Annotated in this window: 14 protein-coding genes; 6 read left to right on the top strand and 8 right to left on the bottom strand. The window is 72.1% G+C overall.

Annotated features, from left to right (window positions below):
* Positions 1 to 139: 139 nt before the first annotated feature.
* The 3 genes from ACWBNA_RS36050 to ACWBNA_RS36040 are packed head-to-tail and all read left to right on the top strand — an operon-like array spanning position 140 to position 2,738.
* The gene (locus tag ACWBNA_RS36050; RefSeq protein ID WP_482708730.1) at positions 140 to 1,570 is read left to right on the top strand and encodes a S8/S53 family peptidase; all 1,431 of its coding nucleotides are present in this window, start codon (positions 140 to 142) and stop codon (positions 1,568 to 1,570) included.
* Positions 1,571 to 1,629: 59 nt separating this feature from the next.
* Complete coding sequence (locus ACWBNA_RS36045; protein WP_482708729.1) at positions 1,630 to 2,205, top strand: RNA polymerase sigma factor; 576 nt, start codon at positions 1,630 to 1,632, stop codon at positions 2,203 to 2,205.
* A gap of 14 nt (positions 2,206 to 2,219) precedes the next feature.
* Complete coding sequence (locus tag ACWBNA_RS36040) at positions 2,220 to 2,738, top strand: hypothetical protein (RefSeq protein WP_482708796.1); 519 nt, start codon at positions 2,220 to 2,222, stop codon at positions 2,736 to 2,738.
* A 409-nt stretch (positions 2,739 to 3,147) separates the two neighbouring features.
* On the opposite strand, the gene ACWBNA_RS36035 is transcribed toward ACWBNA_RS36040, so the two are convergent.
* Positions 3,148 to 3,960 carry an N-formylglutamate amidohydrolase gene (locus tag ACWBNA_RS36035; RefSeq protein ID WP_482708728.1) on the bottom strand — a complete coding sequence of 271 codons (813 nt, stop codon included), beginning with the start codon at positions 3,958 to 3,960 and terminating at the stop codon, positions 3,148 to 3,150.
* A gap of 85 nt (positions 3,961 to 4,045) precedes the next feature.
* Between ACWBNA_RS36035 and ACWBNA_RS36030 the strand changes: the two genes are divergently transcribed.
* Positions 4,046 to 4,387: a DUF5713 family protein gene (locus tag ACWBNA_RS36030; RefSeq protein ID WP_482708727.1), complete on the top strand. Its 342-nt coding sequence runs from the start codon at positions 4,046 to 4,048 to the stop codon at positions 4,385 to 4,387.
* A 313-nt stretch (positions 4,388 to 4,700) separates the two neighbouring features.
* On the opposite strand, the gene ACWBNA_RS36025 is transcribed toward ACWBNA_RS36030, so the two are convergent.
* A complete protein-coding gene (locus tag ACWBNA_RS36025; RefSeq protein WP_482708726.1) occupies positions 4,701 to 6,920 on the bottom strand; it encodes an NADP-dependent isocitrate dehydrogenase in 2,220 nt (739 codons plus the stop codon).
* 223 nt (positions 6,921 to 7,143) lie between these two features.
* On the opposite strand from ACWBNA_RS36025, the gene ACWBNA_RS36020 reads away from it, so the two are divergent.
* On the top strand, positions 7,144 to 8,685 hold the full coding sequence (locus ACWBNA_RS36020; RefSeq protein WP_482708725.1) for a M1 family metallopeptidase: 1,542 nt from the start codon (positions 7,144 to 7,146) through the stop codon (positions 8,683 to 8,685).
* A gap of 48 nt (positions 8,686 to 8,733) precedes the next feature.
* Here ACWBNA_RS36020 and ACWBNA_RS36015 read toward each other — a convergent pair whose 3' ends face one another.
* Positions 8,734 to 9,831 (bottom strand): mechanosensitive ion channel family protein, encoded by a 1,098-nt coding sequence (locus ACWBNA_RS36015; RefSeq protein ID WP_482708724.1) that lies wholly within the window; start codon positions 9,829 to 9,831, stop codon positions 8,734 to 8,736.
* A gap of 307 nt (positions 9,832 to 10,138) precedes the next feature.
* The gene (locus ACWBNA_RS36010) at positions 10,139 to 11,107 is read right to left on the bottom strand and encodes a lysylphosphatidylglycerol synthase transmembrane domain-containing protein (protein WP_482708723.1); all 969 of its coding nucleotides are present in this window, start codon (positions 11,105 to 11,107) and stop codon (positions 10,139 to 10,141) included.
* A gap of 195 nt (positions 11,108 to 11,302) precedes the next feature.
* On the opposite strand from ACWBNA_RS36010, the gene ACWBNA_RS36005 reads away from it, so the two are divergent.
* On the top strand, positions 11,303 to 13,192 hold the full coding sequence (locus ACWBNA_RS36005) for an ABC transporter ATP-binding protein (protein ID WP_482708795.1): 1,890 nt from the start codon (positions 11,303 to 11,305) through the stop codon (positions 13,190 to 13,192).
* A 12-nt stretch (positions 13,193 to 13,204) separates the two neighbouring features.
* Here ACWBNA_RS36005 and ACWBNA_RS36000 read toward each other — a convergent pair whose 3' ends face one another.
* The 4 genes from ACWBNA_RS36000 to ACWBNA_RS35985 form a co-directional block, all read right to left on the bottom strand.
* Positions 13,205 to 14,176, bottom strand: a complete 972-nt coding sequence (locus ACWBNA_RS36000) for an AraC-like ligand-binding domain-containing protein (RefSeq protein ID WP_482708722.1) — start codon at positions 14,174 to 14,176, stop codon at positions 13,205 to 13,207.
* A 111-nt stretch (positions 14,177 to 14,287) separates the two neighbouring features.
* A complete protein-coding gene (locus ACWBNA_RS35995) occupies positions 14,288 to 16,582 on the bottom strand; it encodes an ATP-binding protein (RefSeq protein ID WP_482708721.1) in 2,295 nt (764 codons plus the stop codon).
* Between the two features lie 127 nt (positions 16,583 to 16,709).
* The gene (locus ACWBNA_RS35990) at positions 16,710 to 17,426 is read right to left on the bottom strand and encodes an alpha/beta fold hydrolase (protein WP_482708720.1); all 717 of its coding nucleotides are present in this window, start codon (positions 17,424 to 17,426) and stop codon (positions 16,710 to 16,712) included.
* 23 nt (positions 17,427 to 17,449) lie between these two features.
* The coding region (locus ACWBNA_RS35985) for an alpha/beta hydrolase fold domain-containing protein (protein ID WP_482708719.1) at positions 17,450 to 17,801 on the bottom strand (352 nt) is incomplete at its 5' end.

Raw genomic sequence — 17,801 nt, 5'->3', positions numbered from 1 at the left:
TTCGAGAACCGAGTCGCTTCCCGCTGTCACTCCATGGATGGTAGTGGCCCTGGTCGCACGCCACACAGGGTTGTCGCTGTATCAATCGCCGTCTCGGCGGCTCTGACTGACGACCGCCGCCTCAACCGGAGGACATGCCATGGCACCACAGCGTTTCCACGAGCAGTTCGACCAGATCCAGCGTTCCATGCCCGACGTCGCCCTCGCCCTCGGGCCCGACGACGCCGCGGAGTTCATCTACGAGAAGGGCGTCGTGCTCGCCCGCGACGGTGAGGAGGCGCGCCTCGTCGAGGACAGCGTGCGCAGCCACTTCACCGCGGCGCCCGACCTGACCGCCGACCACGTGCGGCGGGCGAGCCCGGAGACCAACCGCTCGGGCATCACCCGTATCCAGGTCGGCGACCCCGGCCAGGGCGACCGGCACGCGGACCTGGCCGTCGCGAACGCCCTGCGGGCCCTGCGCGCGCCCGAGGGACGCGCCGGACGCCGCCTGGTCAGCCGTAACCACGTGGTGTCGATCGCGGTCAACTCCTGCCCCGGTGACGAACCCGTGCCCGCCCCGCGCGCCCAGGGCACCAACCCGGCTCCGGCCGAGGCCGGTCACGACCCGGACACCGCCGTCGGCGTCCTCGTCATCGACAACGGCCTCACCCACGACTACGCGGCCCTGCCCCTGCTCGCGCACGTCCAGGGCGACCTGCACGGCACCGAGACCGACAGCGCGGGCAACCTCCTGCAGTACGTCGGCCACGGCACCTTCATCGCCGGGCTCGTCGCGGCCGTGGCACCCAACACCGACGTCACCGTGCTGAACACCCTGAACGACGCCGGCGCCATCCTGGAGTCGGAGTTCGGCGAGCGGCTCTTCGACGCCGTCGACCGGCACGGCTGGCCCGACGTCATCAGTCTCTCCGCGGGCACCTCCAACGGCCGCACCGACGGACTGCTCGGCATGGACGCCTTCATGGAGGAACTCCGGCAGCAGCGCACCCTGCTGGTCGCGGCGGCCGGCAACAACGCCAGCGCCACCCCCTTCTGGCCCGCCGCCTACGCCGCGCTGCCCGACTACCAGGGCGTCGTCCTGTCGGTCGGCGCGCTGCGCGGCGACGGCGAGCACGGCGCCTGCTTCAGCAACCACGGCTCCTGGGTCGACGCCTACGCCCCCGGCGAGCGCCTCACCAGCGCCCTCACCGGATTCGACGCACCCGTCCCGTACCTGTACCAGCACTCCACGTACGACGCCTGCCGCTACGGCTTCACCTACGCCTGCACCTGCCAGTCCCCGCAGCACACCGGTGCGCTGAGCGAGGAGGGCGACACCGTCACGCCCGACCAGGTGACGTTCGAGGGGTTCGCGCACTGGAGCGGCACCTCCTTCGCCACCCCGGTCGTCGCGGGCCTGGTCGCGGCCCACATGACCGCGCACAAGGAGACCGACCCGCGCGCCGCCCGGCAGCAACTGCTCACCGCGAACACCGAGTTCGCGGAAGTGCGCGGGGCGCACGTGCCGGCGCTGCGGCCGGCCACCTGGCGCCCGGTCCCGGTCACGCAGCCCTCGGCGGGCGCATGACGGCCGGAACCGCCCACTCCACGGCGTACGATGACTTGCCGTACACGAGGGGTGGGGCCGTGGACCGTGCAGATGTCGGCGCGCTCGTCCAGTCCGCCGTCGACGGTGACGCGGCGGCCTGGAAGGCGCTGGTGGAAGGGCTGAGCCCGCTGGTGTGGTCCGTGGCGCGCGCACACCGGCTGTCCGACGCCGACGCGCACGAGGTGTACCAGACCGTGTGGTTCCGCTTCGCCCAGCACCTGGGCCGGATCCGCGAACCCGAGAAGGCGGGCTCCTGGCTGGCCAGCACCGCGCGGCACGAGTGCCTGAAGGTGCTCAAGAGCCTGAAACGGCTGATGCCGACGGACGACCCTCAGGTCCTGGACCGGATCAGCGAGGACCGCACACCCGAACAGTCCTTCCTCGACTCGGAGGAGGCCGCCGCCGAGACCGAGCGGATCCGGCGGGTCTGGCAGGAGTTCGAGGAACTCGGCGACCGGTGCAGGCAGTTGCTGCGTGTGCTGATGGCCTCGCCGCCGCCGAGCTACCAGGAGGTGTCCGCCGCCCTGGGTATCGCGGTGGGCAGCATCGGGCCGCTGCGCCAGCGCTGTCTGCGCCGCCTGCGGGCCCGACTCGACGCACGGGGGGCGTTGTGAGCGACACGCATGACATGAACGACATGTACGACCTGAACGGAGACTCCTTCGCCGAAGAAGGCATCGGCGACGAGGAGTTCGACGACGCGGCCGACGCCGCGGAATTCGACGCCGGCCTCCTGGACGACCTGCGCCTGGCCGCCGGCATCCTGGACCCGGTGCCGGCCGAGCTGCGGCAGATCGCCGTCGAGGCCTACGCCCTGCACGACCTCGACGCCCGGCTCGCCGAGCTGACCTTCGACTCGCTGGTCGACGCGATCCCCGTCAGAGGAGCGGCGGCCCCACCGCGGATGCTCACCTTCCACACCGGTGACGTGACCGTCGACGTGGAAGTGACCCCGCAGGGTCTGATGGGGCAGGTACTGCCTCCGCAGCCGGCGAGCATCGAGGTGCTCAGCGGCCCCCGGCCCGGCGCCGCGCTCGTCGCCGACGCCATGGGGCGCTTCACGTCCGACGTGCCCCCCGCCGGGCCCTTCGCGCTGCGGTTGCGGGCCGGCGGGGAGGTGGTGGTCACGGAGTGGCTGCGGGCCTGACCGCGTGCTCCCTCCGCACCACGTGACGGGTAGGGCAGGGGCTCCGGTCCGCGGGTCGTCGTCTTCCGACGTCGGGGGACCTGGCCGGCCGGGACCGTGAGCCGCGGGCCGGGCAGCCGGTCGAGCAGCGTGCCGGCCAGGGACTCGCTTGGCGGGCACGTGAGGACGGCACCGGTGCGAAGCGGCCCCGGTCGCCGAGGTGGGCGGCGGGGGCGAGGCCGAGGGCGCCGACGGTGAGGCGGCCCGGCATCAGCTCGGTGCGACTGACGTCGATCAACCCGGCATCAGTTGGGTGCCGCTGACGTCGACCAACTCGGCGATGCGCAGGGCCGCTTGCGGGCCCGTTGCCGAAGGCGAGAAGCACCAGGTGGGATCCCGGCCCGGGCCGATCAGGTCCGGTCAGGGCCGATCAGGTCCGGTCCGGCCAGCCGGTCAGCGCGTCGACGAGGCCGGCCAGCGCCGACGCGAGACGGGTCAGTCCGGGCCCGGCGGGGCCGCCCGGCTCGCTCATGTACGTATCCCGGCGGATCTCCACCATCAGAGCACCGACCCGGGGCTCGGTTCCGTAGAACTCCAGCGGCACGTATGCCCCGCCGAACGGACTGTCGAGCCCGATCTCCCCGCACCCCGCGAACGCCTCCCGTGCCGCGGTGAGCAGACCGGGCGGCGTGTGGAAGGAGTCGGTGCCCAGACAGACCGGCGGGCGCGGACCCTCGCCGTGCAGCTCGTAGGGCAGCGGCTGGGTGGGGTACGAGTGCACGTCGATGATCACGGCCCGCCCCGCCACGGCAAGCCGTTCGGCCACCGCTTCCGTCATGGCCCGGGCGTAGGGGCGGAAGTACCGCGCGATCAACGGCTCCGGGTCGGCGTCGGCGGGCCGCAAGGGTGCGCGGTGCGTGGTTCGCGTGTACACGGCGCCCATGCCGACGGCGAGCATCTCCTCCCGCTCGTCCGGGAACCGTTCCGGGTCCACGACCAGCCGGGAGAGCCGGTTGACGAACCGCCAGGGGGCGACCGGGGACAGCCTGGAGGCCTCCGTGGCGATCTCGGCGGTGTGCGCGTCGGTGATGTGGTCGAGTTCCCGCTCCAGCCCCGCGTCGTCCAGCACGATCCCCGCCCGCACCGCGGGCGGTATCTCCCGCGCCGAGTGCGGCACGTGCAGGATCACCGGTGAGTCCGCCGCACCGGGCAGCAGCTCGAAGGACGGTGCGGCAGAGGTCATGAGGCTGCTCCCGGGGGCGTTGTCAGTGGCGTGGTGCACGATCAAGGTGCCACATCGGAACGTCGAGGAAGGGCGGGGGAGCAGCATGCCCGTCAGTAACCAACAGGTGACCGCACACCCGTTTCTCAAGGGGCTGTACCGGGACGACTACTACCCGGACCACGTGGTGGACCGGGGCAGGGAGATCCTGCTGCGGCTGTGCGAGCGCATCGAGACCGAGCGGCCCGCCGGTCTGGCGGCGCTGTACGCCCTGACCCAGGCCGCCACCGAAGAGTTCAACGGCCTCCAGGCCGACTTCGAGGAGGCCGACAGCGACATCGAGACCGTGGCGCGCGAGGAGATAGCCGAGGACTTCTGGTTCGTGGCGCAGGCCTACGGCTTCGCGGACGCGGACGTGGAGGTGCTGATCGCCACCCGGGACTGGTGAGGGTCGGGCAACCACCGCGGCTGTCGGCGGAGCCGGGCGCGCAGCCCGGGCCGCCGCTGGCGTCCGGGCGTCGACGTCGGCGTCGGGTGCGGTCTCGCGGTCGTTGAGCGCCCGGCCGGAGACAGGCGCCCGGGTCCGCCGGCGTCGTTCCGGCGTGGTTCCTGCGTCGGTGCCACATGCGGCCTCACGGTCATGAACCCGGGCGAAGACAGCCCCCGATCCGCTCCCGGACGACTGCCGGACGACGCTCCGCCCCGGCCGGGCAGCTGCCGACCGGGGCGGAGTCGTGCGGGGCCTCGCAAAGGCCGGTGCGTCAGCTGAGGGACGCGAGCGCCTCGTTCCACGTGGCCGACGGGCGCATCACCGCGGCGGCCTTGGCCGGGTCGGGCTGGTAGTAGCCGCCGATGTCGGCCGGCTTGCCCTGGACGGCGTTCAGCTCGTCGATGATCTTCTGCTCGTTCGCGGCGAGGGTCTCGGCGAGCGCGGCGAAGGCCTTCGCCAGGTCCGCGTCCTCACTCTGCCGGGCCAGCTCCTGCGCCCAGTACAGGGACAGGAAGAAGTGGCTGCCGCGGTTGTCGATGCCGCCGACGCGACGGGTCGGGGACTTGTCCTCGTTGAGGAAGGTCGCCGTGGCGCGGTCGAGGGTGTCGGCGAGGACCTTGGCACGGGTGTTGCCGGTGGCCGTCGCGCACTGTTCCAGGGACGGGACCAGCGCGAAGAACTCGCCGAGGGAGTCCCAGCGCAGGTAGTTCTCCTTGACCAGCTGCTGGACGTGCTTCGGCGCGGAGCCGCCGGCGCCCGTCTCGAACAGGCCGCCGCCCGCCATCAGCGGGACGACCGACAGCATCTTGGCGCTGGTGCCCAGCTCCAGGATCGGGAACAGGTCGGTGAGGTAGTCGCGCAGCACGTTGCCGGTGACCGAGATGGTGTCCTCGCCGCGGCGGATGCGCTCCACCGACAGCTTGGTCGCCTCGACCGGGTTCAGGATCCGGATGTCCAGGCCCTCGGTGTCGTGCTCCGCCAGGTACGTCTTGACCTTGGCGATCAGGTTGGCGTCGTGGGCGCGGGTCTCGTCCAGCCAGAACACCGCCGGGTTGCCGGTGGCGCGGGCGCGGGTGACGGCCAGCTTCACCCAGTCCCTGATCGGGGCGTCCTTGGTCTGGCAGGCGCGGAAGATGTCACCGGCGGAGACGGCCTGCTCGATCACGACGTTGCCGGCCTGGTCGACGAGGCGGACCGTGCCCGTGGTCGCGATCTCGAACGTCTTGTCGTGGCTGCCGTACTCCTCGGCCTTCTGCGCCATGAGGCCGACGTTCGGGACCGAGCCCATCGTGGACGGGTCGTAGGCGCCGTTGGCGCGGCAGTCCTCGATCACGGCCTGGTACACGCCGGAGTAGCTGCTGTCCGGCAGGACCGCGAGGGTGTCGGCCTCCTGGCCGTCCGGGCCCCACATGTGGCCGGAGGTGCGGATCATGGCCGGCATCGAGGCGTCGACGATGACGTCGGACGGCACGTGCAGGTTGGAGATGCCCTTGTCGGAGTCGACCATGGCCAGCTCCGGGCCCTCGGCGAGCTCGGCGTCGAAGGAGGCCTTGATCTCGGCGCCCTCCGGCAGGGCCTCCAGGCCCTTGTAGATGCCGCCCAGGCCGTCGTTCGGGGTGAGACCGGCCGCGGCGAGCGTCTCGCCGTGCTTCGCGAAGGTCTTCGGGAAGAAGGCGCGCACCACGTGACCGAAGATGATCGGGTCGGAGACCTTCATCATCGTGGCCTTGAGGTGCACGGAGAAGAGCACGCCCTCGGCCTTGGCCCTGGCGATCTGCGCGGTGAGGAACTCGCGCAGCGGCGCGACGTGCATGACGGAGGCGTCGACGACCTCGTCCTTGAGGACGGGTACGGACGGGCGCAGCACGGTGGTCGTGCCGTCGTCGCCCACGAGCTCGATGCGCAGGGCGCCGTCCTCGGCGATGACCGCGGACTTCTCGGTGGAGCGGAAGTCGTCGACGCCCATGGTCGCCACGTTCGTCTTGGACTCGGGGGTCCAGGCGCCCATGCGGTGCGGGTGGGTCTTGGCGTAGTTCTTGACCGACGCGGGGGCGCGGCGGTCGGAGTTGCCCTCACGCAGGACCGGGTTGACCGCGGAGCCCTTGACCTTGTCGTAGCGGGCCTGGATGTCCCGCTCCTCGTCGGTCTTCGGGTCGTCCGGGTAGTTCGGCAGCGCGTAGCCCTGGCTCTGCAGCTCGGCGATCGCGGCCTTGAGCTGCGGGATCGACGCCGAGATGTTCGGCAGCTTGATGATGTTGGCCGCCGGGGTCTTGGCCAGCTCGCCGAGTTCCGCGAGGGCGTCCGGGATGCGCTGGCCCTCCTCCAGGTACTCCGGGAACAGCGCGATGATGCGCCCGGCCAGGGAGATGTCGCGGGTTTCGACGGCGACACCCGCCTGCGAGGCGTACGCCTGGACCACCGGCAGGAAGGAATACGTCGCCAGGGCCGGGGCCTCGTCAGTGTGCGTATAGATGATGGTCGAGTCAGTCACCGGGTGCTCCGCTCCACGTCTGCAACATTGCTCGACATCAAGATATCTCCTGACCGCTCTCGTCTCGACAGGGGTCCGGACAGTCGTGCGGTCCCGCAAGAAATTTTCGCTCCGAGGCAACCGACTGTTCCGATCATGTGGTCATGGAGGGTGATCGCCCACGATCGCCCACCGGATGCGGCGGCCGGACCTGACCCGTCGGCCGCCAGAGCGAAAGCGGACCATGAGATATCGCACCCGAGTGACGGCCCCGGCGGCCGTCCTCATCGGCACGGCCGCGGCCCTGGCCACGGCACCTTCGGCACACGCGGCTCCGAAGGAGACCGGCACCCCGGGCCCCGAGACCCTCGGCGACCCCGTCTACCCGAGTCTCGGCAACGACGGCTACCGCGTCTCGGCCTATCGCCTCGACCTCGCCTACGACGCGACGACCCGGCTCGTCGACGCCGAGGCGACCCTGCGGATGAGGACCACCCAGGCCCTGACCCGGTTCTCCCTCGACGCGCTCGGCCTGGACATACGCGCGGTCCGCGTCGCCGGCCGTCCGGCCACGTTCGAGCAGGTGGACGAGAAGCTGCGGATCACGCCGGCGAGCCCCCTGCCGGCGAACACGCCCGTCACCGTCTGTGTGGAGTACGGGGCCGACCCCCGCCAGGCACTCGCGCACACCGCGTGGGTCCCCACCCCGGACGGCTTCGCGGTGTGCCCCCAGCCGAACTCCGCGCACACCGTCTTCCCCTGCAACGACCACCCGGCGGACAAGGCCGACTTCACCTTCCGCATCACCGTGCCCGCCGGCCTGCGCGGCGTGGCGTCCGGCCTGCTCGTCGCCACCGAGAGCCTCGACGGCGACCGGACCGCGTACACCTACCGGTCCCGCTCGCCGATCGCCACCGAACTGGTGCAGATCACGGTCGGCGACTACGTGGTCAAGGAGCGGCAGGGCCCGCACGGACTGCCGCTCAGGGACGTCGTGCCGGTCGCCCGCGCCGCCGCCCTGGAGCCCGCGCTCGCCCTGACGCCCGGGCTCGTCGACTGGATCGAGCAGCGACTTGGGGCGTACCCCTTCGAGACGTACGGGCTGCTGCCCTGCAACTCCGACGATCCGGCCGCCTTCGACTTCACCGGCCTGGAGACCCAGACCCTCACCCTGTACAAGCCGAACTACCTGCTGCAGGCGGAGCCGAAGATCGGCTCGCACATGATGCACGAGCTGGTCCACTCCTACTTCGGCAACAGCGTCAGCCCCGCCACCTGGGCCGACCTGTGGCTGAACGAGGGCCACGCCGACTTCTACGGGCTGCTGTACCGCTACGAGCGCGGCTGGACCGACTCCCTGGGCCTGACCACGATGGAAGCCCGGATGAAGGACACGTACGCGCGCGGCGACCAGTGGCGCAAGACCTCCGGGCCGGTCGCGTCGCCCAACGAGGCGAACCTCTTCGACAGCCAGCGCTACCTGGGCGGCGTCCTGGTGCTCTACGCGCTCCGGCAGGCCGTCGGCGAGGACGTCTTCCACGCGATCGAGCGCACGTTCCTGGAGCGGTACCGCAACTCCTCCGCGTCCACGCAGGACTACATCGCCGTCGCCACGGAGGTCTCCGGCCAGGACCAGTCCGGCTTCCTGCGGGACTGGCTGTACGGCACGAAGACCCCGCGGATGCCCGGCCACCCGGACTGGACGGTCACACCGGTGACGTCGACCCTCATCGCGCCGAACAACCGGACGGGCGGGCACTCCCACGACAACTCGGCCACCCTGTGAGGATCAGCCGAGGCTGGTGATCAGAGACAGGTGATCAGAGGAAGATGATCAGTCGAGCCGGGCGGAGGTGACTTCGCCCGGCTCGGTCTCCGCGCCGCGCTGCTGCGGGATCACCACCGCGCCCTGCTGCAGGGCCACCGTGCGGGTCGGCGCCGGGATCCGGATGCCCTCCGCGCGGTAGCGCTTGTGTAGGCGCTTGATGAACTCGTGCTTGATCCGGTACTGGTCGCTGAACTCGCCGACGCCCAGGATCACCGTGAAGCCGATCCGGGAGTCGCCGAAGGTGTGGAAACGGACCAGCGGCTCGTGGTCGGGGAGCGCACCGGTGATCTCGGTCATCACCTCGGCGACGACCTCGATGGTCACCCGCTCGACCTGCTCCAGATCGCTGTCGTAGGCGACCCCCGCCTGCACCAGGATGGTCAACTGCTGCTCGGGGCGCATGAAGTTGGTCATGTTCGTCTTCGCGAGCTCCCCGTTGGGGATGACCACCAGGTTGTTGGAGAGCGAGCGGACGGTCGTCTGCCGCCAGTTGATGTCCTCGACGTAGCCCTCCTCGCCGCTGCTCAGCCGGATGTAGTCGCCGGGCTGGACGGTCTTGGAGGCGAGGATGTGGATGCCCGCGAAGAGGTTGGCGAGGGTGTCCTGGAGGGCCAGGGCGACCGCAAGACCGCCGACGCCCAGGGCGGTGAGCATCGGCGCTATGGAGATGCCCAGCGTCTGGAGCACCACCAGGAAGCCGATCGCCAGGATCAGTACCCGGGTGATGTTGACGAAGATCGTGGCCGATCCGGCGACGCCGGGGCGGGACTGGGTGACCGACCGCATCAGGCCGGCGACGACCCGGGCCACGGCCACCGTCACGACGAAGATCAGCAGGACGGTCAGGACCTGGTTGACGTTGTGCTGGACCGTCCCGGTCAGCGGCAGCGCCGCCGCCGCGGTCGCCGCACCGCCCGCGATCGCGGCCCACGGGACCGCGGTCCGCAGGGCGTCCACGATGACGTCGTCACCGCTCCAGCGGGTGCGGTCGGCGTGCTTGCCCAGCCAGCGCAGCAGCATGCGCAGCAGGAACGCCGCCAGCAGGCCCGCGATCACCGCGATGCCGGCGATCACCAGGTCGTCCATGGTGAGATCCCGCTTCACCGGTCACCTCCGGAGAGAAGTCCTGCGGCGAAGTCCCTCGCCGACGGCCGGATGTGAAGTCGTGTCACGTTGCCACCTGTTCGATTCCGGGATGAGAGGTCGCGCCGTCCAGGAAGCCCCCCATGGCCGACGCGACCGCTCATCCTGCCGCATCCGGTACAGGAGTTCGTACCTGGACCCGCGCCGGACCGCGCGGATTCAGACGATCCCCCCGGCCCCGGTTCGGCCGGTTCGGCCTGTTCCCGATCCGGGTGCGGCGGTGGTGGGCATTGCGGTCCGGTGCGCGTCGCGCTCGCGCGGCGGTGAGTCAGATCACCTTCAGCCGTACCAGCGCGCCGAGCGTCAAAGCCCCCGGCAGCAGCGGCAGCCACACGGTGATGATCCGGTAGGCGAGGACCACAGCGGTGGCCACGGCCACCGGGCCGCCCGCCGCCACCAGGGCCACGATCAGCGCCGCCTCGACCGAGCCGATCCCGCCCGGCACGGGCACCAGGGCGACCGCGACCGTCGCCGCCAGATAGGCGAGGGCCATGTGCGCGGGCGGCACGTCCAGCCCGAGCGCCTGTCCCACCGCGACCAGCCCCGCCGCCTGCAACGCCGGGAAGGAGAGCGAACCGCCCCACAGGGCGAGCGCCCGGGCCGGCCGCGCGTGCACCGAGCGTGCCTCGCCCAGCGCGGTCCGCAGGAACGAGAACACGGCCGTACGCAGCCGCCGTACCGACGCGAGCACGCCCACCGCCACCACCAGGACCGCCACGACGGCCGACAGCAGTGGGCCCACGGCCCCTTCGGGCAGGAGCGGGCCGAGCCGCAGCGCGTCCGGGAAGGCGATGAGCAGCGCGGCCAGCAGGCCGAGCCGGCCGATCGACTCCGCCAGCAGATACAGGGCGAGCGCGGCGGAGGAACGGGCGAGTGGCAGCCCGCACACCGTCATGAACCGCAGGTTGACCGCGCTCGCGCCCAGGCCCGTGGGCAGCAGATGGTTGGCCGCGCCCGCCGCGAACTGCGTGGCCACCAGCCGCCCCTTGGGCAGGGGCTCGACCACGGCACCCTGGCGGGTGAGCGCCGCGGCGACCCAGGTCAGGCAGGTGGCGCCGACCGCGACCGCCAGCCACGGCAACCGGGCGTCGCGCAGATGACCGAAGCCCTCGGCGAGCACGGACCGGTGCTCCACCGCGACGACGGTGACCAGCAGGAGCGGAAGCAGACACAGGATCTGGCGGATGCGGCGGACCGGGACGCGACGGGGGAGTTCGGGGAGTTGTACCGCTGTCACATCCGAAGAGCCTTCCCACCCCGCACCAACGGCGGGTTGCGGAAGCGGGGACAAGGGATTGCGTACGGTCATCGGGTCCTTCGTGGGGGTGGACGACGGGCGGGGGGACGAGGGGCGGGTCGACGACGGGCGGGTGAACGACGGAAGCACCTTGACCTCAATCATGCTCGAGGTTCTACGGTCCTTCCCATGAGTATGGAGACCACAGCCTGGACCCAGCTGCACAGCGTCATGAACGCCGAGCAGGAGCGCCGCCCCCTCGCCCGCGCCACCCTGAGCCGCATCGGCGGGTTCGCCCGCCCGCACCGCCGCCGTATCGCCCGGTTCGTGGCGCTCGGCGTGGTGACCGCGCTGCTCGCCGTCGCGACCCCCGTCCTCGCCGGGCGTGTCGTGAACGCGATCGTGTCGGGCGGCGACGAGGGCACGGTGGTACGACTCGCCCTGCTCATCGCGCTCATCGCGGTCGCCGAGGCGGCCCTCGGCGTGCTCGGCCGACGACTCTCGGCGACGCTCGGCGAGGGCCTCATCCTCGATCTGCGGACGGCCGTGTTCGATCATGTGCAGCGGATGCCGGTCGCGTTCTTCACACGTACTCGTACGGGAGCGCTCGTCTCCCGTCTCAACAACGACGTCATCGGCGCCCAGCGTGCCTTCAGCAACACCCTCTCCGGAGTGGTCAGCAACCTGGTCACGCTGCTGCTCACACTCGCCGTGATGCTCACCCTGTCCTGGCAGATCACCCTGCTCGCGCTGGTGCTGCTGCCGGTGTTCGTGATCCCGGCGCGGCGCATGGGCCGCAGAATGGCCGGGATGCAGCGGGAGGCGGCGGCCCTGAACGCGGCGATGGGCACCCGGATGACCGAGCGCTTCTCGGCCCCCGGCGCCACACTGATCAAGCTCTTCGGCCGCCCGGAGCAGGAGTCCGAGGAGTTCGCCGTCCGCGCGCGCCGGGTGCGGGACATCGGCGTACGGACGGCCATGGCGCAGTCCCTGTTCATCACCGCCCTGACCCTGGTCTCCGCCCTGGCACTGGCCCTGGTCTACGGCCTCGGCGGCTGGTTCGCCCTGCGCGGCACCCTCGACCCGGGCGCCGTCGTGGCCCTCGCCCTGCTCCTGACCCGCCTGTACGCCCCGCTGACCGCACTGGCCGGCGCGCGCGTCGAGGTGATGAGCGCCCTGGTCAGCTTCGAGCGCGTCTTCGAGGTGCTGGACCTGGAGCCGCTGATCAAGGAGCAGCCGCACGCACGGCCCGTCCCCGACGGCCCGGTCTCCGTCGAGTTCGACAACGTCCGCTTCGCCTACCCCTCCGCCGACAAGGTCTCCCTCGCCTCCCTGGAGGAGGTGGCCTCCCTCGACACCCGGGGCGGCGCCGAAGTCCTGCACGGCATCTCCTTCCGCGCCGAACCCGGGCAGACCGTCGCCCTCGTCGGCTCGTCCGGCGCCGGGAAGTCGACGGTCGCCCAACTGCTGCCGCGTCTGTACGACGTCGACGAGGGCGCCGTCCGGGTCGGCGGCGTGGACGTCCGTGACCTGCGCACCGAGTCACTGCGCGGCACCCTCGGCATGGTCACCCAGGACGGCCACCTCTTCCACGACACCGTCCGCGCCAACCTCCTGCTCGCGAGCCCCACCGCGACCGAGCCCGACCTGTGGGACGCCCTGCGCCGCGCCCGCCTCGACGATCTCGTACGGTCCCTGCCCGACGGCCTCGACACGGTGGTCGGCGAGCGCGGCTACCGGCTCTCCGGCGGCGAACGCCAGCGCATGACCATCGCCCGGCTGCTGCTGGCCCGCCAGCGCGTCGTCATCCTCGACGAGGCCACCGCCCACCTGGACAACACCTCCGAGGCGGCCGTCCAGGAGGCGCTCGCCGAGGCCCTGGAAGGCAGGACGGCGATCGTGATCGCCCACCGCCTGTCCACCGTGCGCACGGCGGACCTCATCCTCGTCGTCGAGGCGGGGCGGATCGTGGAACGCGGCACGCACGAGGAGCTGTTGGCGGCCGGTGGACGGTACGCACAGCTGTACCGGACACAGTTCGCGCAGGAGCCGCGCGGGGTCACGGAGATCGAGTCGGCGGCGTAGACGGCCGGCGGCTCAGGCGCCGGGCGGGGCCGCGGAGGTGCGCGGACCGCGCCACTGGCCGGGGGAGACGCCGTACGCCGTGCGGAAGGCCCGGCTGAAGTGGGTGGGGCTGACGAAGCCCCAGCGCCGAGCCACCGCCGACACCGTGGGGTTCGTCCGGCCGCGGCGGGCCAGATCGCGTGCGCACTCCTCCAGCCGGCGCTGCTGGACGAGCCGTCCCACGGTGACGCCCTCGCCCTCGAAGAGCCGGTGCAGATACCGCACGGAGATCCGGTGCGCCCCGGCGATGGCCTCGGGCGTCAGGGCCGGATCGCCGAGGTTGCGGTCGATGTGGTCGCGCACGCGCCGCACCAGGTGGGCGCGCGTGCCGTCCTGGTCCGGGCCGGCCTGACGGGTTCGCTCGGTCACCAGGGCGCCGACCAGGTCGACGACGCTGCCGGCCAGCCTGCCCCCGAGGGCGGGCGAGTAGGAGTGGGCCGAGGTCGCCAGCGAGGCCAGGAAGGGCAGCAGCACGGTGCCGAAGCCGTCGGCGGTGCCGATGGCGGTGCCGGTGATCCGGCGGAGGTCGGCGTCCGGTACGCCCAGTGCCGGGCGCGGCAGGCGGAAGACGTGGGTGACGAACCGCTCCGGGTGGTCGAGGGAGTACGGCCGCGTCGTGTCGTAGACCAGGAGGTCACCCGCGCGTACTTTCGCCCTTCGGCCGTCCTGGGTCAGGGTCGCCGTGCCCGACACCTGGATGCCGACGGCCCAGAACGCCTCGGGGGAGCGCGCGATGAGTGACGGCGTACGGCTGATCCGAGCGGCGTCCGCCTCCAGCGTGGACACCCGCAGGTGGCCGAGGTCGCTGGTCGTGATCCGGCCGTCGAACGGACCGGTGCCGCGCGGGACGACGGCCATCGGCACCAGTGCTCGTCCCACCGCGTCGCGCCAGCAGACGACTTTCTCCCCGTCGGGAACCGAAGCGGTCGTCAGTACCGGACTCAATCGGCTCGCCCCCTTCTCGCCTGTGCTGTCGTGCAACAGCAGCCAATCAGGGGCGTGTCGGTGACTCCAGGCAGAACACAGGCAGAAATGCGGCCAGGACGGCGGCGCCGTTCAGGCGTCGCGTCCGGCCAGCCGCTCGCGGGCCTCGGTGACGGCCCGGGGGTCCGCACCCGCGCCGAGGGCGAGACAGCGGGTGAACGCCTTCCGGCCCTCCGCCTCGCGTCCCGCGTCCAGCAGGACCTGGCCCAGGTCGACCAGGCAGCGGCTCTCCAGGCCGGTGTTGCCGCTGTCGTGGCTGAGTTCGAGGGCGATCCGGAGGTGCTCGACGGCCTCGTCCCAGCGCTTCAGGAGGGCGTAGGCGCGACCGTTGCCGTGGTGCCGGCTGAACCGGGTGAACAGGGCTATGTGCGGCTCCAGGCGGTCCCCGGCCTCATCGAGGAAGGCGAGAACCCGAAGGTTGGCGGCGATGGCCTCCTCCGCCCGGCCGGCCTCCACCAGGACGCTGCCGTGACCACTCATGGCCTGGACGGTGCCGTGCATGTCGCCTGCGTCCTGGAACAACCGCGCTGCCCGCTGGTTGTGTTCGGCGGCCGGCGTGTAGTCGCCGAGCCAGCGCAGGGCCCAGGCCGTGTAGAAGTGCGCCCACGCCTGCTGGACCGTGTCGCCGGCGCGCCCGGCGGCCGCGAGGGCCTCGGCGGCGCGGGCGATGCTGTCGTGGTGGCGTCCCTCGCACAGGAGCAGTGCCCAGGCGTGGTAGTTCAGCTGGGTCGCTTCGATGAGCGGGTCGCCCAGCTCCTGGGCGGAGCGGGCGGCGGTACCGAAGACCTCGGGCCAGTGCCCCCAGTAGATCCACTGGTCGGAGAACCAGTGCAGGGCCTCGGCCACCTCCACGACGGTGGCGTGCGCGCCCGCCGAGGCCGCCCGGCGCAGCGCGGCCAGCCAGTTGGCGCCCTCGGCCTGCAGCCACCGGCGGGCCTTCTCGGCGGTCGACAGGTCGACGGTGCCCTGCCAGGTCGGGGGCGGGGCACCGTGGTCGGGCTCGTACCAGCGGCCGGCCACCACGGCGGTCTCCAGCAGCCAGTGGTGCATCGCCGCGCGGGCCCGCTCGGTGTCCTCGGCGCTCTCCTCCGCCGCCAGACGGGCGCGGGCGTACAACCGCAGCAGGTCGTGGAAGCGGTAGCGGTCCCCTTCCGCGGCGAGCAGACCGGTCTCGACCAGTTCCTCCAGGGTGTCCTCGGCGTCGAACACCTGCTGCCCGGTCAGCCGGGCGGCGCAGGCCGTGCCGACGTCCGGTCCCTCCACCAGGGCCAGACGCCGGAACAGCCGGGCCGCCGTGGGGGTGAGCTGGCGGTAGGACAGGTCGAAGGCGGCCGACACGCGAAGGTCCCCGGCCGCCAGCGCGTCCAGCCGCCGCTCCTCGAAGGCGAGACGGTCGGCCAGCCGTCGCACGCTCCAACCGGTACGGGTGGCCAACCAGTTGCCGGCCACCCTCAGCGCCAGCGGCAGATGCCCGCACCGCTCGGCGACCTCCGCCAGCGCGGCCGGATCCGCACCGGCCCGCTCCTCGCCCACCAGAGTGGTCAGGAACACGGCCGCCTCGTCCGCGCTCAGCTCCCCGAGCGGCAGCCGGTGCACGCTCTCCAGCCCGGTGAGCATCCGCCGGCTCGTCACCAGGACCATCCCCGCACCGCTGCCGGGCAGCAGCGGGCGGACCTGGGCCTCGTCACGGGCGTTGTCCAGCACCAGCAGACACTGCCGGTCGGCCAGCACCTGCCGGTACAGCCCGGGATGCCCCTGAGGCCCGGCCTTCGCCAGATCCCGGTCGGCCACGCCGAGGGCCTTGAGCACGCCCAGCATCAGTTCGACCGGCTCGGGCGGAACGTCGTCCATACCGCGCAGGTCCACCAGCAACTGCCCGTCCGGAAAAAGGCCGGCCAGCTCCCGGGCGGCGTGGAGCGCGAGGGTGGTCTTGCCGGTGCCGGGCGGGCCGGACACGGCGGCGACGACCACGCCCCCCTGTGGTCCGCCTTCCACCGCCGTCGCCGCGGACCGCACGACCACGCGCGCCCCCTCGGCCAGCTCTCTCAGCCGCACGAGCTCCCGCTCCCGGCCCACGAAGTCGTCGATTCCGCGCGGGAAGGCGCGCACGCCGACCGGGCTGTAGCCGGGGCTGCGTCCGGCCCGGGCGGCGGCCAGGAGCCGTTCCCGACCCGGTTCGGCCAGACCCAGACCGTCGGCGAGGGCGGCCACCGTACGGCGCTGCGGGGCCGCCCGCCGCCCCCGCTCCAGATCCCCGATGCCCCGCACGCTGACGCCCGAGGCCTCGGCCAGGCCCTCCAGCGTCAAGGACGCGGCGAGCCGCAACTCCCGCAGCACAGAGCCGAACGCCGCGCTCTCCTCGGCCAACCCGCCCCCCTCGCACACCCTGCGCGAGCGGAACGCCCGAACAGGATCACGAATTGTATGGGGGTGTTGTGTGCCGGACGTAAACGAGCGGTGCGTACGGGAAGGCCGGCGACGGGAACCGCCTGTGTCAGCTCGTCGCGCGCACCGCCTCGCGGATCAGGTCGGCGACCTCCTTGGGCCGGGACACGGCCACGGCGTGCGAGGCGCCCTCCACTTCGACGATCGTGGCCCCGGCCCGCTTGGCACCGAAGCGCTCCACCTCGGGGTTGATCGCCTGGTCCGCGCCGGCGACGAGCGCCCAGGACGGCTTGGTCTGCCAGGCGGCCGCGGCGGCGGTCTCCTCGAAGGCGGCGGCCGCCAGGGGGCGTTGGGCCGCCGCGAGGACCTTGGTGACGGCGGCTGGTACGTCGGCGGCGAAGATCTCCGGGTAGGCCTCGGCCTTGATGGTGACCTCGACCGCGGGCTTCGCCCCCTCGACCGGGTACGTCCACTCCTTGAGGTTGCTGACGAGCGGCGAGAGCGGGAAGCGACCCTGCAGTTCGCCGAGGCTCTCACCCTCTTCGAGGACGTAGGCGGCGACGTAGACCAGGCCGACCACGTTCTCCGTGGTGCCGGCCACGGTGATCAGCGCACCGCCGTAGGAGTGGCCGACCAGCACGACCGGGCCGTCGATCTGGGCGGCCGCCGAGGCGATGTACGCGGCGTCGGACGCCAGGCCGCGCAGCGGGTTCGGCGGCGCCACGACGGGGATGCCGTGCTGCTGCAGCTCGGCGATGACGCCGGACCAGCTGCCGGCGTCCGCGAAGGCGCCGTGCACGAGAAGGACGGTGGGGGTGGTGGACATGCGGGGTTCTCCTTGTCGATGTCTCAGTGGCCGTGGAGCGCGGTGCGCAGGGCGCTGACGGCCATCGCGATCGCGGCCTCGGCGGCGTGGGTCTCGCGCAGGGCGTTGAGCATCACGAAGTCGTGGATGATGCCCTGGAAACGCACGGCCGTGACGGGGACGCCGGCCTGGCGGAGCTTGTTGGCGTAGGCCTCGCCCTCGTCACGCAGGACGTCGGCCTCGCCGGTGATGACCAGGGCCGGGGGCAGGCCGGTGAGCTGGCCGGTGGTGGCGCGCAGCGGGGATGCGGTGATCTCGGCGCGCTGCTGCTCGTCGGTCGTGTACTGGTCCCAGAACCACTGCATGCCGTCGCGGCGCAGGAAGTAGCCTTCTGCG

This window comes from Streptomyces sp. Q2, from assembly GCF_056820935.1.
This window is presented reverse-complemented; position numbering and strand designations above follow the sequence as displayed.